12 protein-coding genes are annotated in these 16,230 nt (G+C 60.4%); 9 read left to right on the forward strand and 3 right to left on the reverse strand.

Annotated features, from left to right (window positions below):
• Positions 1–246 precede the first annotated feature (246 nt).
• The 8 genes from J3U87_RS15210 (at position 247) to J3U87_RS15245 (ending at position 7,504) form a co-directional block, all read left to right on the forward strand.
• Positions 247–597, forward strand: a complete 351-nt coding sequence (locus J3U87_RS15210) for a nuclear transport factor 2 family protein (RefSeq protein ID WP_237383905.1) — start codon at positions 247–249, stop codon at positions 595–597.
• A 145-nt stretch (positions 598–742) separates the two neighbouring features.
• Positions 743–3,091, forward strand: coding sequence for an efflux RND transporter permease subunit (locus J3U87_RS15215; RefSeq protein WP_237383906.1), 2,349 nt, complete (start codon positions 743–745; stop codon positions 3,089–3,091).
• Entirely contained in the window at positions 3,088–3,864 is a 777-nt protein-coding gene (locus tag J3U87_RS15220) for an outer membrane lipoprotein-sorting protein (protein WP_237383907.1), read from the forward strand. Before J3U87_RS15215 ends, J3U87_RS15220 begins: the two co-directional genes overlap by 4 nt.
• A 74-nt stretch (positions 3,865–3,938) precedes the next feature.
• Positions 3,939–4,271, forward strand: a complete 333-nt coding sequence (locus tag J3U87_RS15225) for an ArsR/SmtB family transcription factor (RefSeq protein WP_237383908.1) — start codon at positions 3,939–3,941, stop codon at positions 4,269–4,271.
• 83 nt (positions 4,272–4,354) lie between these two features.
• Positions 4,355–4,960, forward strand: a complete 606-nt coding sequence (locus tag J3U87_RS15230) for a glutathione S-transferase family protein (protein WP_237383909.1) — start codon at positions 4,355–4,357, stop codon at positions 4,958–4,960.
• Between the two features lie 83 nt (positions 4,961–5,043).
• Positions 5,044–5,379: an ArsR/SmtB family transcription factor gene (locus tag J3U87_RS15235; RefSeq protein ID WP_237383910.1), complete on the forward strand. Its 336-nt coding sequence runs from the start codon at positions 5,044–5,046 to the stop codon at positions 5,377–5,379.
• Positions 5,376–5,828 (forward strand): SRPBCC family protein, encoded by a 453-nt coding sequence (locus tag J3U87_RS15240; protein ID WP_237383911.1) that lies wholly within the window; start codon positions 5,376–5,378, stop codon positions 5,826–5,828. Before J3U87_RS15235 ends, J3U87_RS15240 begins: the two co-directional genes overlap by 4 nt.
• Positions 5,829–6,067: 239 nt before the next feature.
• A complete protein-coding gene (locus J3U87_RS15245) occupies positions 6,068–7,504 on the forward strand; it encodes a DEAD/DEAH box helicase (protein WP_237383912.1) in 1,437 nt (478 codons plus the stop codon).
• 83 nt (positions 7,505–7,587) lie between these two features.
• Here J3U87_RS15245 and J3U87_RS15250 read toward each other — a convergent pair whose 3' ends face one another.
• The 3 genes from J3U87_RS15250 to J3U87_RS15260 all read right to left on the reverse strand — a co-directional run bounded on the left by J3U87_RS15250 (position 7,588) and on the right by J3U87_RS15260 (position 15,543).
• The gene (locus J3U87_RS15250) at positions 7,588–9,840 is read right to left on the reverse strand and encodes a tetratricopeptide repeat protein (protein WP_237383913.1); all 2,253 of its coding nucleotides are present in this window, start codon (positions 9,838–9,840) and stop codon (positions 7,588–7,590) included.
• Positions 9,841–10,123: 283 nt separating this feature from the next.
• On the reverse strand, positions 10,124–11,731 hold the full coding sequence (locus J3U87_RS15255) for a metallophosphoesterase family protein (protein ID WP_237383914.1): 1,608 nt from the start codon (positions 11,729–11,731) through the stop codon (positions 10,124–10,126).
• 2,738 nt (positions 11,732–14,469) lie between these two features.
• Complete coding sequence (locus J3U87_RS15260; RefSeq protein ID WP_237383915.1) at positions 14,470–15,543, reverse strand: hypothetical protein; 1,074 nt, start codon at positions 15,541–15,543, stop codon at positions 14,470–14,472.
• Between the two features lie 338 nt (positions 15,544–15,881).
• On the opposite strand from J3U87_RS15260, the gene J3U87_RS15265 reads away from it, so the two are divergent.
• The gene (locus tag J3U87_RS15265; RefSeq protein WP_237383916.1) at positions 15,882–16,142 is read left to right on the forward strand and encodes a hypothetical protein; all 261 of its coding nucleotides are present in this window, start codon (positions 15,882–15,884) and stop codon (positions 16,140–16,142) included.
• The last annotated feature ends 88 nt before the right edge of the window (positions 16,143–16,230 follow it).

Below are 16,230 nucleotides of genomic sequence, written 5' to 3' on the forward strand. Positions count from 1 at the left end.
ACATCCAGCGGATGTACCTACTGGGCACGACGAATCTCTCTGCATTCGGGAACTCCTCGCCTGGATCGCTTCGGCAAGTTCAGCCGGCGGGCTTACCGCCCCTGCTGAACCTACCGTGCACGACGCGTCTCTCGGCAGCCGAGGACTTGGTGACTCGTGGATTCGAGGGTTGACATCGCATGTCGCGCTGGTTATACATATAGCCAAGTGGCTATATTAAATTCCCATTCACGAACGGAGGAACTCATGATCGAAGCACCCCGACCCATCGAGACCTTTTACGAAGCCCTCGTCGAGCAGAACGGCGAGAAGCTGCGCACCGTGCTGACCGACGATTTCACCTTCCAAAGCCCCATGTCCCGGTTCGATACACCCGAGGGCTTCGTCTCGATGGTCGTTCAGTTCGGCGGGACGGTCGAGACGCCCCTGGCGATCGTCGACGGCGATCGCGTCGCCTGCACCTTCGTGTACCGCATGACTTCACCCGGCAATGCCGACATTCCGATGTGCGATATCTTCGAGCTTCGCGACGGCCGTATCAAATCGGTGGTGAACTACGCCAATCCCGCCGATTTCCCGAACCCCGAGGCGTCCTGATCCGGGCGACATTTTTTTTGCCCAGTCATATAGCCAAATGGCTATGTGACTCGGTGCCAATGTTGTCCGACCCGGGGAATTCCCTGGTTTCGTGGGAGTTCCCCCATGTATCAACCTCCAAAGATGTGCTACCCAGGAGTTCGATGTGACTGAAGCACCCCAATCGGCCAAATCCTCCCCTGCCGGGTGGATCGTGCACCACCCGTGGAAAGTGATCGGTTCGACCCTGATCCTCTTGGCGATCGTCGGCTATTTCCTGCAGTTCGTCAGGCCGTCGATCACGTTCCAAGACCTGCTCGGCAAGGATTGGCCCGGCCTGAAGGACTACGAGTTCCTTCAAACCGAGTACATCGCCGACGACAACCTCCTCGTCCTCGTCGAGGCCCGTGACGGCGATGCCTTTACCCAGCGAATCCTGACCGGGGTCCGCGATCTCACCGGTGAACTCTGGAAGACGCCGCACTCGATTCGCGTCGATTCCGTCACCAACTTCCAACATACCGAAGCGGACGGCGACGATCTGGCCGTCGGCGACCTGGTGAACGCTCCCGAGCACCTGGACCAAGCGGCGCTGCAAAGGGTCAAAAAGATCGCGCTCGACGATCCGATCGCCCTGCATCGCGTCGTGAATCCGGAGGGCAACGTGCTCGCGCTGAACGTGACTTTCCACTTCCCGATGCTTTCCGGCGACGAGAAATTGAACTCCTACGGCTACGTGCGCGAACTCGCGGATCGATTCGGGAAGGACCATCCGGAGACCCGTGTCTACGTGGGTGGACTCACCGCGCTGGACGCCACCGTGATGACGATCTCGATGGAAGAGACGGGACTGTTTCTGGGTCTGGTGATGCTGGTCGCGGTGGCGCTATTGGCTTTGATGCTGCGGGCCATCGTGCCCGTGTTCGCCTCGGCGCTGGTGCTCGTGTTCAGCATCATGGCGGGCATGAGCCTGGCCGGCATGATGGGCTGGAAATTGACACCCTTCACCACGACCGTGCCGATGATCATCCTCATCATCGGCGTCGCGGATTGCGTGCACTTGGTTACGGCCTTCGTGCAGCGAAACGGGCGTGAGCCGAAGAATCGCGCCCTGACCGCCGCCCTGGCCGCCAACTTCAAGCCGATCCTCATCACCAGCGTCACCACGGCGATCGGGTTTCTGACCCTCAACTTCAGCGGGTCGCTCTCGATTGCGGCCCTCGGGAACCAGGCCGCGTTCGGCGTGATGTTCGCCTGCCTGTTGTCGGTGACCTTTCTGCCCGCGATGCTGGCGATCCTTCCCATGAAGGTCCAGGCCAAGCGCGAACCCCAAACCGAGCGATACACCCGCCTGGCGGATTGGCTCCATCGAAACCGAAGGGCGGTGCTCGTCGCGAGCGCGCTGGTTGCGGTAGCGCTCGGCCTTCAAGTCCCGCGCAACGTGTTCGACGACCGCATTCCCACCTATTTCGCCGAATCGCTACCCTGGCGCCAAGCCAACGATTTCAGCGAAAACCAGTTCGGCAGCGCCTACAACTTCACCTATTCTCTCGATGCCGGACACGAAGGGGCCGTTTCCGATCCCGAGTACCTGAAAAAGGTCGAACGGTTCGCCGAATACCTACGGGGCTTGCCGGAAGCCGCCTACGTCAAATCGGTCACCGACACCTTCAAGCGGCTCAACCGCAACATGCACGGCGACGACCCGGCGTTCTACCGTCTGCCGGAGGATCGGGAAACCGCGGCCCAGTACCTTCTCTTATATGAAATGTCGTTACCCTACGGGCTCGACCTGAACGACCAGATCAACATGGACAAGTCCGCCACCAAGGTACTGGCGGCGTTCAAGTCCATGTCGGTCACCGAAGTGCTGGCCATGGACGCCAAGGTCAATCGCTGGATCGACAGCAACCTACCCGAAATGAGTTACGTGAGTTCCGGCGTCCAGATCATGTTCGCGCACCTGATGTCCCAGGACACCCGGGGTTTGACCCTGGGCGCCATTTACGGGTTGGTGATCATTTCGGCCCTGCTCGTGTTCATGTTGCGCTCGCTCAAGATCGGGCTCCTGAGCATGTTGCCCAACCTGTTGCCGGCGCTGTTGGCGTTCGGCATCTGGGGACTGACCGTGGGCCAGGTAGGGTTCGGGATCGCCATGGTTTCCGGCATGTCGATCGGCATCATCGTCGACGATACCGTCCATTTCCTCACCAAGTATTTGCGGGCGCGGCGAGAGGAGGGCCTGGATGCCAAAGAGGCCGTCGCCTACACGTTCGAGCACGTCGGGCCCTCGATCGTGTTCACCACGGTCGTCCTGGTGGCGGGCTTCCTCCTGATGGTCTCCATATCCGAGTTCCGGGTGAACACGGACATGGGCAAGATGACTTCCATCATTCTGGGATTCGCCCTGCTGTTCGACCTCGTGACGCTGCCCGTCCTGCTGATGATCTTCGACGGAGAACCCGTCGCCAAACCGAACCTCGATACCCAAACCATGAAGGAATTGGAGATATGAAAATCAGATACCTCGCCATCGTGTTCCTTATCCTGCTTCCCTGCCGCGACGCGTTCGCCGATCCCGCCAAGGGATTGGAGGTCGCCATTCGGGTCGACGCGGCCGACAGCGGCTGGAAGGACGAGGAAGTTCAAGCCAAAATGACGCTCGTCGCCGCCAACGGCAGAACGGTGACCCGCGTGCTGCGAACCCGTAATCTGGAAATGACGGGTGACGGCGATCGCTCGCTGGTCGTGTTCGATCGGCCCAGAGACGTCAAGGGCACGGTTTTTCTGACCCATGCCCACAAAAAGGGCAACGACGATCAATGGTTGTTCCTGCCCTCTCTCAAACGGGTCAAGCGCATCTCCTCGAGCAATCGTTCGGGCCCCTTCATGGGCAGCGAATTCGCCTACGAGGACATCTCTTCCGAAGAAGTGGAGCGCTACACCTACGACTACCTCGGCACGGAGCGGGTCGCGGGCCTCGAGTGTCATGTCTACGAGCGGGTTCCGGTCGATCTCCAATCCGGCTACTCGCGGCAGGTGGTGTACGCCGACACCGATCACTTCCGCGTCCTGAAAATCGAGTACTACGACCGCAAGGGCAGTCACCAGAAGACCTTGACCCGCACGGACTACCGCAAGATCGAAGGTTTCTGGCGGGCCGGACGTTGGGAGATGGTGAATCACCTGAACAAGAAAAAGACGATCGTCGACTGGCACGACTGGAAATTCGCCACCGGACTGACCCGTCGGCAATTCGAGAAAAACGCCCTCGCGACCTATCGGTGACCTCGCGATCGCCTCCCAGCGGATCGAGTGGTGCATTCCAACGTCGAGGGAACCCACATTGGAAGGAGCGTCGTGTGAAATCCTTGTCGAGACCAGATTTGGACTTGGTTCTCAAGGCGCTCGCCAACCCGACCCGGCGGGCCATGTTGGCCCGCCTGGCGGAGGGCGACGCCCACGTGACCGAGCTCACCGAACCGCACGATATGTCGTTGGCTGCGATTTCGAAACACCTCCATGTGTTGATCGGCGCGGGTTTGATTCGTCAAACCAGGGAAGGCCGGAACATTCGCTGCCGTTTTTCCGCCGAGCCCCTGGGAGAAATCCTGCTCTGGCTCCAGCCCTATCTAAACGCCGGCCGGAACGGTGGTTTTTATTCCTACCGTGCGGGCTGGGAATCCAACCTGTGATCGGTGATAAAAAGTGGCGCGATCTCTGAAGCGGCGTTTCAGGAATGGTTCCAGGCCTCGAAACCAAAAAATGGGGGAACGGTATGAAGCTGTACAATGCAAATTCTGGCAACACGAAGCGCGTGCGGATTTTTATCGCTGAAAAGGGTATCGAGATACCACGGATCGAGCTGGAGCTGGGTGTCGGCACACGTACTGCCGCATTCCGCGAAATCAACTCGTTGGGCGAGGTTCCCGTGCTCGAACTGGATGACGGCCGCATCATCACCGAGAGCCTCGCCATCTGTCGTTATCTCGAAGCCGCTTATCCCGAGCCACCGCTGATGGGACGAGATGCTTTCGAACAGGGGCACATCGAAATGTGGAGCCAGCGGGTTTTCGGACAGATCTTCATGACCTATGGTCTGTTGGTTCGCCACAGTTTGTCTCTGTTCGCCGATGTCGTCGATCAGGTACCGGAATTCGCCGAGACGCAACGCAAGGCGATTCCCGAAAAATGGCGTTGGCTCGATCGGGAAATGTCGGATGGGCGGCGCTTCATTGCAGGGGATGAATTCACGATGGCCGATGTCCATGGCATGACCGTGCTGATGATCGTGGATGGAATCGGCCATCCGATTCCGGAAGACTGTATCCATGTGAATCGATGGGCCGACACCATGCGCCGGCGATCGAGTTACGCGGCTTAGCCCGCGTTCGCCGCCGGGCGATTACCTGGCCGGACGCGACCTCTGCGTTGACACCAATGGGTGCCACGGTTATATATAGTCACATGCCTATTCATTACCAAACCACGCTGGATCGCACCTTTCACGCCCTCGGCGACGGGACGCGGCGCCAGATCCTCGCCATCTTGGCGACCGAGGGGGTGCGATCGGCGAACGAGCTGCGGGCGCCCTTCAACGTGGCCCAGCCGACGGTGTCGAAGCACCTCAAGGTGTTGGAACGGGCGGGCCTCGTCACGCGCGAGGTCGATGGGCGGGTCCACCGGTTCCGCCTGAACGCCGCACAGCTCCGAGAGGCCGAAGATTGGTTGGCGCGTCATCGTGGTTTTTGGGAAGGCGCATTGAAGCAATTGGATCATTTCCTGGATGAGGAGGACGAATGACGGACGGCCCGTTGTCGATTACCGTGAGCCGGCTCTTTCGCCACCGGCGCGAACGCGTGTTCCGTGCCTTTTCCGTGGCCCACAAAATGGCGCAATGGTTTACGCCCCACAAGGACATCAGGGTTCAGGTGCTGGCGCTTCAATTCGAACCCCAGGGTGCCTTTCGTTTTCGCTGGGACAACCCCGACGGCAGTCACACCATCGTCGGCGGCCGTTTCCAACATATCTCGCCACCCGAGGAACTGGTGTTCACCTGGCTTTGGGAGTCGCCGGATCCACACGCCGGAATCCTGACGCACGTCGTCGTTCAGTTCCTCGACCGCGACGGCCATACCGAGGTCGTCATCAAGCACAGCCGCCTGCCGTCGGAGGAGTCCTGTGCCCGGCACAAAGAAGGTTGGGACGGTGCCCTGGCCACACTGGACGGCTGGTTACCCGCCAACGATTGAGCCAGCGAGCGAGGTCCACGGTCTTCGATAATTCGGCCTGGTCTCGCTTCGCCCGAAACCACGAAATCGCAAAGATTTTCGCGGGATGGGTTGCTTTGTGCTAGACTGCAATCGATTTTGGCATACTTCGGTCTTTGCCACATCCTGTCGAGCCTTACGCCGATGGTCATTTTTTTTTCGCCTAGACCGTCTGGGCCATCGCGCTTTTCCAGTAGGCAAAAACAGGAGCCAATACACCGATGTCATTTGAACGTTTCGGTCTTTCGACCGAGATTTTGCGTGCCGTTGCCGATCAGGGCTACAGCCAACCCACCCCCATTCAAGCCAAAGCCATTCCCGTCGTTCTCGAGGGCACGGACCTTCTCGCCAGTGCCCAGACCGGTACGGGCAAGACCGCGAGCTTTACCTTACCCATGCTGCAACGCTTGAGTCGTCGCCGTTCCGGCCGCGGTAAGCCGATCGTTCGCGGGCTCGTGTTGACGCCCACACGTGAGCTGGCGGCGCAGGTCGGTGACAACGTCAAGGCCTACGGCAAATACCTGTCGCTCAAATCTGCGGTCATCTTTGGTGGTGTCAATATCCAGGGCCAGATCAGGGCGTTGCGAAACGGTGTCGACATCCTCGTCGCCACGCCGGGGCGCTTGCTCGATCACTTGCAAAGAGGCACGCTGGATGTCACCGGCATCGAAATGCTCGTGCTCGACGAGGCCGACCGGATGCTCGACATGGGTTTCATTCACGACATCAAAAAGGTGCTCGCCTATTTGCCGGAGAAACGGCAAAACCTGCTTTTTTCCGCGACCTTTTCCAATGAAATCAAAGCGCTGGCCAACCGTCTGCTCGATCATCCCACTTCGGTGGAAGTCGCCCGCCGCAACACAGCTTCCGAGCAGGTCGAGCAGTTGGTGCACCCGGTTGACCGGCATCGCAAGCGCGAAATGCTGGCCCATCTCATCCAAAGAAACGATTGGCGCCAGGTTCTGGTGTTCACCCGTACCAAGCACGGTGCCAATCGACTGGCGCAACAGTTGGGGCGCCAGAACATTGACGCGGCGGCCATCCACGGTAACAAGAGCCAGGGGGCGCGTACCAAAGCCTTGGCGAAATTCAAGAGCGGCCAGATTCGCGTTCTGGTCGCAACCGATATCGCTGCCCGCGGTCTGGATATCGACAAACTCCCCCACGTGGTCAATTTCGAGTTGCCCAACGTGCCCGAGGATTACGTCCACCGCATCGGTCGCACGGGTCGCGCCGGTTGCGAGGGCATCGCGGTCTCCCTGGTATGTGTCGACGAGCACAAGTTGTTGCGCGATATCGAAGGGCTGTTGAAGGTATCCATCACGAAAGAGACGATTCGGGGTTTCGAACCCGATGCCAGTCTCGCTCCGGAACCCATTCGCCAGGGCCGTAAGCCCGCGGCGAAGCGTGGGCATCGCGAAGGCGCGAGTGGTCAGAACCGTTCGCGCAATCACGGCGAACCCCGCAAAGAGAAAAAACGCGACGAATCGGGCGAGAAGCCGCGGGGACGCGTGGCTCGGGACCGCCAAGCCAAGGGCAATCAACAGGATCCACGTACCGGACAGGCCAATGAGGTGCCCCGCAAAAGCGGATCCCGCAAACGACGAAGACCTCCCCGGCTCGCTTCGTCTCGCCCTTCACCGTTCAGTGACATTTAACTGGGGTTCGGCAATTCGGCCCTCGGCCTGAGCGGCAGGGCATCCCAATCACGCAGTTTGATCGTGCTAAATAGGCTCTTGGTTCAATTTGCGGCCAGGTCCAGCAGCAGGTCGCTGAATTGTGCGAGCGCTTCGCCGTCCTCGAAGATCACGCCGCGGTCGCGCGCGATGCGGCCGCGTACTTCCTCCGCGTAGTCGCGGTCGTTGGCCAACGCGATCGCCTTGTCGACGAATTCGGCGTCCGTACCGACCACGCACTCCTCGAAGCCCATGCGACCATAAATCGCCGAAGTCACCCGCCCCCGCATCATCGTTCCCGGCAGCGTGACCACCGGCGTTCCCACCGCCAGCGCTTCGTAACTGGTCATGCCGCCGCCGAAATGGTACGGATCCAACATGACGTCGGCCGCCGCGATGAGGTGAATGAAGTCGGCCTGTGACACGCGTGGCAGGAAGCGAATGCGCTCGGCGACGTTGGGAATGTCCCGTTGCAACCTGGCCCGCAACAACTCGGTCCAGCCGGGCAGGTTGCCTTCGACCAACAGGATTTCCGCGCCTTGGTCGCGCCTCAGGATCTGCGCCATGACCGGATCGAAATCAGGATGGAATTTGAACAGGCTCTGGGGACAGATGTAATAGGTGCGATCCGCGTCCAAACCGAAGGCGGCGCGATCCTTGAGCGTGGGACCCAAGTCCGGGAAGGCCACGCCCGTTGCCGGCACCCGTGTCATCAGCAGTTTCTCGCGGTAGTGACGTTGCGCTTGCTCCGGCTCCATGCCCTCCGAAGACACGAAGTAATCGATCGTATCGATGCCGCTGGTGGTCGGATGCCCGATGGTGTTGAGCTGAATCCTGGCCAGACGGCAGAACGCGAGCATGTAGGTGAGGATATCCATGCCGATGTCCAAGTGACACAGCATGTCAAAGCGCTCGGCCGCCAATATGTCGCGCGCGGCTCGAAAGCTCTGGGGAAACCGCACCAGCTTGTCGGACTTGTGCGCCAGGCGGGTCACCAGCGCATCGCGATTGGTCTCGTGGGTGCAGAGCGTGACGTGGAACCGATCGCGCGGCAGCCGCGTGATCAACTCGCCGAACAGCTTGCCGATGGTGTGGTTGCGCAGGTATCGCGAGACGAACCCGATGTGGATGCGGCCGTCGTCGTGGTTTCGGACTTTGTCGCAGTGGGGGGCGGTGTAGGTCAGCGCCGGGATCTTGCTTCGATAGACATCGCCGATCAGGCTTTGCAGGTCCTTGTCGGGCAAACCCGTGTAGGGCAGGAAAAAGTGGCCTCGGTTGATCTCTTCGACGGGGTCGCCAAGGGTGAAATCCTGGTTGGCCAAATCGCGGAAATTGTCCTGCACGTATCGAAAGGCGCCATCGATTTCGGCTTGGGATTGGGGGATGACGGGGAGGATCAGGGACCCCTTGATCAGGAAACGCGGCTCTTTGCGAATCTGGAAGGCGTTGGTGTAGTCGTCGAGTGCCGCCTGCCATCGGCCTTCGTCCTGCATCAAGTCGCCGCGGCTGCCGATCGCCTTGGTGAAATGGGGATTCAAGTCGATGGCTTGGGAGTAGGCCGACAATGCCGGCTGGTGCTTTCCCAGATCGCGATAGAGGTTGCCCAGGTTGGTGTGGGTTTCGGCCAGGTTGGGATTGAGGGCGAGGGCCTGTTTGAAATGGTTCTCCGCCTCGGCGTGGCGACCCAGGTTCTGTTGTGTGAGGGCCAGGTTGTTGAGGAAGAAGGGTTGACGCGGATTGACGGCGATCGCCTTGGAAAACCAACCCAGTGCCTCGGCCGGCTGACCCGATTCCAGATAGACCCGACCCAGGTGGTTGGCGGCATCGGCGTGGTTGGGTTGCAGGGCCAGGGCTTCGCGCAGCAGGGCCACCGCTTTGTCCGTCATGCCCAACCGGTAGACCGTGTAACCCAGATTGCTGAGCGCATCGGGAAATACGGCGTTCAGTTCCAGGGCCTTGCGGTAGGCTTCGGCCGCTTCGGGCCAGGCCTCCAACTGCACGTGAACGTTACCCAAGCTATTGTGGAAAAAAGGGTTGTCCGAACGAAAGGCAATCGCCTGGGTGATCAACTGTCGGGCCGCGTCCCAGTTGCCGGCGACCAGGTTCGCGACGCCCAACAGGTGCAACGCGTCCGCATGGCGCGGCACCTTTTGAATGGCTTTTTTACAGCAAAGCGCGACCTTGTCCCATTGGCCCTTTTCATAATGGAAGACCGCTTTCTGGTAGGCCGCGTCGGCCTGTTCGCGATGTTTACCGGGGGTTCCGACCGCCACGGAGCTGTGGGACTTCTTCTTTTTTCGGCCCGATTTGCGACTCATAGGCGTGCGTTCCTTGGCTGCATCCCGCTTTGGCGATGGGGAACGGCGAGGCGTGACGTTTGGCGGCCGGTGTCCGATCGAAAGTTGGATGGGATAGTTTCAAGATGTTCCCCATTTAACGTCCGATTGCACGCGCGGTCAACCCTTGCGCTGGGAGAACCGCCGGGCACGAAAAAACCCCGCCGTGGGGAGCCCAGCGGCGGGGTTGTGAATGGTTGCCACAAATCGGCCTGATCGTCAGGCATCTCGAGATCGATTCATTTCTTGCGAGTGTTCGGGGGAGCTAGCGGGCCTGTACCTGAATCGCGATACTGCGGTCGGCGGGCAGTTCGGCCACCGCGACGACCACCTGACCATCGTGTTGGCTGACGATCGAGGCCGCACCCGAGGTCACCTGATAGTTCTTGCCGGCTTCCATCGTCAGATACAGACGGCAGTCGCGGAACGATTCGAGGTGCCGGTTGACGATCGTGATCGATTGGCTGGAGCGCCCTTCCTCATTGCCGAGGCGGACTTCCAGATTGGGGTCGTCGGTGCCCCAAAAGTTGCGCTCGTAGGTTTCCAGGGAGTTTTCCGCGTCGCGACGGCCATTGCTCTTTTGGGCGGTATAGTCGCCCACTTCACCGTCGACGATCTGGATCAGGCGGTAGCCCAGGTGATCCGTGATCAAGGCCTTTTGCTGTTTGCCGCGCATTTCGGGAGGAAGCTGTTCCGCGATTTCACGACGAGTCTCTTCGTCGAATGCCACCCAATCGCCGACCGGGGCCCAGCTCTCCAGGTCCGCGCGCCATTCCATTTGCCGAGCGGTGCCGTTCTCGTGTTTGAACACCACCGCCGCCTTTTTACAAGAGGTGGTGGTCTGGAGGAAGATCGGTCCGTCGAAAGGATCCAAATTGCCGCTCTTGCGATCGCCCCAGGCGTCGTTGACCTGATCCTTGTGGGTGTGGCCGGCGAGTACCAGGTCCACGTCGTAGCGGTCGCAAAGGTCGACGAAGCGGTCGCGGCCGTGTTTGTTCGCGGTGAAGGCGTCGTAAAAGGGCCCGTGCATGCCGATGAGCTTGGTTTTTTCGGCGTGTTGGCTCAGGACGCCTTCCAGCCAGTCCAGTTGGGCGCCGTCCAGGCCGTAGCAGCGCCACAGTTGCCAGAAACCCAGGTCGTAGCCGGTATCGACGTTGATCACCAGCATGTTCCCGAAGACGGCCGCGTAGTCGGGGAACGGGTTGACGTATCGTTGGTAGAGGGTCAGGTTCTCGTCGTCGTAGTAGTCGTGGTTGCCGTCGACGACGAAGATGGGCACCCGCAGCTTGCGTGTCACGCGAACGAAATCCTGATACCACTCGGCCTTGGCCGACTCGGCGATGTCCCCGGTGCAGACCAGGAAATCGGGGTTCAGCAGGTTGGCGTCCCGAACCACCTTCTCGTATTCGGCCAGGGTGTTTTTGTAGCCGATGTGGGTGTCCGAAATGTGCAGGACCTTCCAATCGCGGTCGAGACTGTCGACGACGCTGACGGCATTGTGGGCGGTCATTTCGTTGCCGTCGATGTCGAGGGTCAGTGAATACAGCCCGGGCGCGAGGTTGCCCAGCGATACGTCCAGCAGGTAGCGCTGGTTGGCCTTGTGGAATGTGGCGAAACGCAACGCGTAGTCGGCGGCATCGGCGGGGCGCAGGTTCTCCGCCGCAACCAGCGATCGCGATGCGTCGGCGCGGGACACCAATGCTACCTGGCCGGGTGCCTTTTTCGCGGCGGTGGCGGGCATTTCCACGATCACCTCGATCGTGGTGTTGGCTTCGGCGATGGTGGGCAGCGCCAGGTTGGGACGAAGGATGCGACTCTGCCCGAACAAAGCAGGGCAGGTCGCGAACAGAACGACAATCAGAAGCTTTTTCATGATTCTTCACTCCAATGAAAATGGGATGGAAAAAATGATGGATGCGGGGCACATCTCGTCGCCGGACACAGTTCGGCCCGTCCGCTGAAGTGCGGATACACGAAGGCCATGCCTTCCTCCGGTTCCTTTCCCGCGCGCAGCCGGTGCCGGCCTGGTACCACGCGGGATCGGTTTTCGAGCGGAAGGATCCATGTCAAAGCCGGGGGCAACGGACGGACCCATTGCACGCACAGGGCCTTGGCACCTGATGCGATAGAGCTGCAGAACGACGGGCAGGCGGTGCGAGACCGCAGCCGAGAGAGCGGGAACTAGGAAACTTGTCTGGTGAAAGAGGTGCGTCTCCGGACATGCAATGGAGCGACCACACCAAGTCGGCGAGAACCCGGAAGACGACGCGTCGAGGGCGAGGGCCGAAAAATCATCGAATCACGTTCTTGCCCTGGACCGGCAAGATCCTACCAAAGTCCCAAACGCAAACATGTTAATTTTTCGCGAATTGGATTGATTGATATATCGATATCTTGAGAATTGAGTCAAAAATCATATATTCGGTTCATCGTTTTATCAATAAAAATTACAAAAATGAAAAAGGTGTGATTTCGTTTTGTTGGGGTTGTGTGAGTGGCGCGCTGAAAGCGTTGTGGTTCAAGGGGTGTGATGTTGGGTTTCTATGAGTGGGCTGGGCGTGGGGCCGGCGTGTGATGGTGTTGTTGGGAACGCGAAACCGTGCGTTACGTCACCGCGGACCGGCGGATTCGCGGGCCTGCTTTGAATTCGGACGACCCTTCGCGGGGTTGGCGGGATGTCTGCGCAAGGTCCATCGGATGCGACGTGAATTTTGGGAAGATCTTCTCGGCGTTCCCGCCAAATCCGGTGGGCGCTGGGCGGGGTTGGCGTCGGATCCGGTGAGCGCTGGGCGGCATTCACGTGAATTTCGGCAAGCTCTCCGCGGAGCCGCCCCTCCAGGGCTGGGGTTCGGGAACCCCGAACGACCAGGGTTACGGTGCCTGCGGCACCTCACCCTTCGCTGTATTGTGTCGTCCCTTCAGGACGCCCGCTGGTGGCGGGCCGATGGCCCGCGTTTTTATCAATGGTGGTCCAAAGGGACGTCCGGTCGCACCTTCAGCGCGACCCGGGGCGGGCCCTCCCAACGATGCGTCATGTTGGGATGATTGTTACTCGTGGTCACCCAAAGGCTTGGATGTTCACCGTTCGCCGCCAATCCTGGAGGGACGCCAATCTTCGTGTCGGACGCGTATTTGGATTGGGTGATCATCGCATTGGGACCATGTTTGGATGGTGGCCGTTCGCGGCCAATCCTGAAGGGATGGCCAACCGTATGTTTGGACCATCATTGATTTAGAACGCGCACCTCCGGTGCGCCACCAGCGGGCACCCCGGAGGGGTGACACAATACAGCGAAGGGTTAAGGAGTCGGAACGACGACGCAACCCTGGTTGCCTGGGGTTCCCGCATCGAGCTCTGAAGGAGCGGGGCTATGAAGACCTTCTCGGCGTTCCCGCCAAATCCGGTGGGCCCAACGCGGGGTTTACGTCGGATCCGGTGGGCGCTGGGTGGGGTTGACGTCAAATCCGGTGAGCCCTGTGCGGCATTCACGTTAATTTCGGCAAGCTCTCCGCGGAGCCGCCCCTCCAGGGCTGGGGTTCGGGAACCCCGAACGACCAGGGTTACGGTGCCTGCGGCACCTCACCCTTCGCTGTATTGTGTCGTCCCTTCAGGACGCCCGCTGGAGGCGGGCCGATGGCCCGCGTTTTTATCAATGGTGGTCCAAAGGGACGTCCGGTCGCACCTTCAGCGCGACCCGGGGCGGGCCCTCCCAACGATGCGTCATGTTGGGATGATTGTTACTCGTGGTCACCCAAAGGCTTGGATGTTCACCGTTCGCCGCCAATCCTGGAGGGACGCCAATCTTCGTGTCGGACGCGTATTTGGATTGGGTGATCATCGCATTGGGACCATGTTTGGATGGTGGCCGTTCGCGGCCAATCCTGAAGGGATGGCCAACCGTATGTTTGGACCATCATTGATTTAGAACGCGCACCTCCGGTGCGCCACCAGCGGGCACCCCGGAGGGGTGACACAATACAGCGAAGGGTTAAGGAGTCGGAACGACGACGCAACCCTGGTTGCCTGGGGTTCCCGCATCGAGCTCTGAAGGAGCGGGGCTATGAAGACCTTCTCGGCGTTCGCGCCAAATCCGGTGGGCCCAACGCGGGGTTTTCGTCGGATCCGGTGGGCCCAACGCGGGGTTGACGTCAAATCCGGTGGGCGCTGTGCGGCATTCACGTGAATTTCGGCAAGCTCTCCGCGGAGCCGCCCCTTCAGGGCTGGGGTTCGGGAACCCCGAACGACCAGGGTTACGGTGCCTGCGGCACCTCACCCTTCGCTGTATTGTGTCGTCCCTTCAGGACGCCCGCTGGTGGCGGGCCGATGGCCCGCGTTTTTATCAATGGTGGTCCAAAGGGACGTCCGGTCGCACCTCCAGCGCGACCCGGGGCAGGTGACCATCCCATGCCGCATCGTATGCGAGAGAGAGTACCCATCGAACATCCGTTCTTATGGAACACGCGATGTCCGGTCGCACCTTCAGCGCGACCCGGGGCGGGTGACGATCCCATGTGACACCGGATTCGGGTGAGGGTCCCGACCCAGCATCCGTTCATGCGCAGCGCAGGAGGTCCGGTCGCATCTCCGGCGCGACCCGGATCTCGGAAGCCCTACTCCGTTTCCGGCGTCTTGTCCGGCTGCAGAACCGTCGGTTTGCCCAATTCGTCCTCGCGCGGGATGAAATGGGCGATGCGCGACAGCCCCTTCCCGTCGACGAGCTGGGGACCCATGGTGCTGTAGCGGCGCCGCAGGATCTGGTCGCCCAGGAGCCGCTCGAGCTGATTGGCGATCTGTTGGTCGCTTCGGCTGTTCGGCCAGCCCAGGGTGGGGCTCACGCCCAACTGCTCGAGGATGTAACACGGCTGCAGTTGCGCCGCGGTGGGGGCCGCGGTCACGAAAAAGATGCCGCGCTGGGCGAGGTCCAGGTAGGGACCGTCGGGATCGACGACGACCGCCGTGAAGGCCTCCCAGGTCGGATGGGCGTCCGGCTCGAACAGCAACGCGTTGATGTCGAGCCTCGGATGGCCGACCGTGAATGCGGCCAAACGGCGCCGCAGATCGGCATCGCGCCGGTAACACAACGTGATCGCGGGTGGGGCCGTCATTCGGTTCAGCGCCGAAAGTAACTTGAAGATCACCGACTCGTCGTTGCCGACCCAGATCAGCAGGTGCGGCACCGGCGGCGGTGCCGGGCAGGTGGGTGCCGCCACTTCCGGAGCGATGTGGAACTTGGGCCCCAGCAGCAACTTGGCGCTGGGTGAACAACTGTAGCCCAGGCTGGGCGCACTGACATCCGGGTTGATGATCATGTGGGCGTAGACGAGAAAACGGCTGCCGTGGTCGACGACCGCACTGAACGGGAACTGGCGGTAGATCCCGAAGAGATAGGCCGAATCGCAACCCGGCCGATTGACGATACATATGTTGTGTTTGTGCAGGCGGCGCAAATGGGCCAACCGCTTCAACTCGTGCTCGGGATCGTTGGGGACGCGGTAAATGGTGGCTTCCTTGCCCAACAACCGGCGAGCCATGTCGTGCCGGCTGCGATTGACCGCAAAGGCGATGCGATAGCCTCGCGTAGCGAAAAAGTTGGCGAGCACGACCGATTGACGCAACGGCGTCCAATCGCCGGGCTTGGGCGAAGGTGAAGCGTCGGGATCGGGGATCGAGCAGCGAAACAGCATATGTCGGGGTGTCCGGCGTCTGGCCGGTGGGTTGTTCGGCGGGTGGCCGAGATCTCGGTGTGCGATCGTTATCTATATTCTATGAGGATCCACCCCGGTTTGGCCACTCGGCATTTTGGCTAACTCGCGGCTCGCGAGGGAGGTGCGTGGATCGAGTACCCGATCGATCGGCCCCTGGCGGTCTTGCCACACCCTTTCTCCCCTCCAAGACCGGTCTTTCGGTCAACCAATCGGGTGGTGCGCCGATTGAGAACAGTAAGCGGCGTTTCGAAAAAAAGCATTCGGTATCGCGGGCCGCGTTCGGCCAGGGCCCGGTACACCAGGGGAGGAGGATGTCCATGTTGCAAGCCATTCGAAAATTCACGGGAAGCCCCTTCGTGCAGATGACGGTGGGCCTGATCTTCCTGATGACCGGTCTTTCGGAAACCTTCGCCATGCTCAAGCAGGACTTGGCCGACATGACCCCCAAGGCCCATCACGGTGTCGTGATCTTCAGTTTGTTCCAGTGCCTCAAGATCCTGCCCGAGTTCGTGGAAGGGGTGGAATACATGAACAAGGACGGGGACGAGGACGACCACTCCGCCAAGGGCGAATCCTGATGCCATCGGAATCCCGTGTCGCCCCCGCAAATCGCGGTGGCGCTGTCGATCCCAGAGTGTTAAAAGAGGCATGATCCTTCGGCAACAT

Origin of the sequence: Sulfidibacter corallicola (assembly GCF_017498545.1) — a bacterium.
Classification (GTDB): domain Bacteria; phylum Acidobacteriota; class Holophagae; order Acanthopleuribacterales; family Acanthopleuribacteraceae; genus Sulfidibacter; species Sulfidibacter corallicola.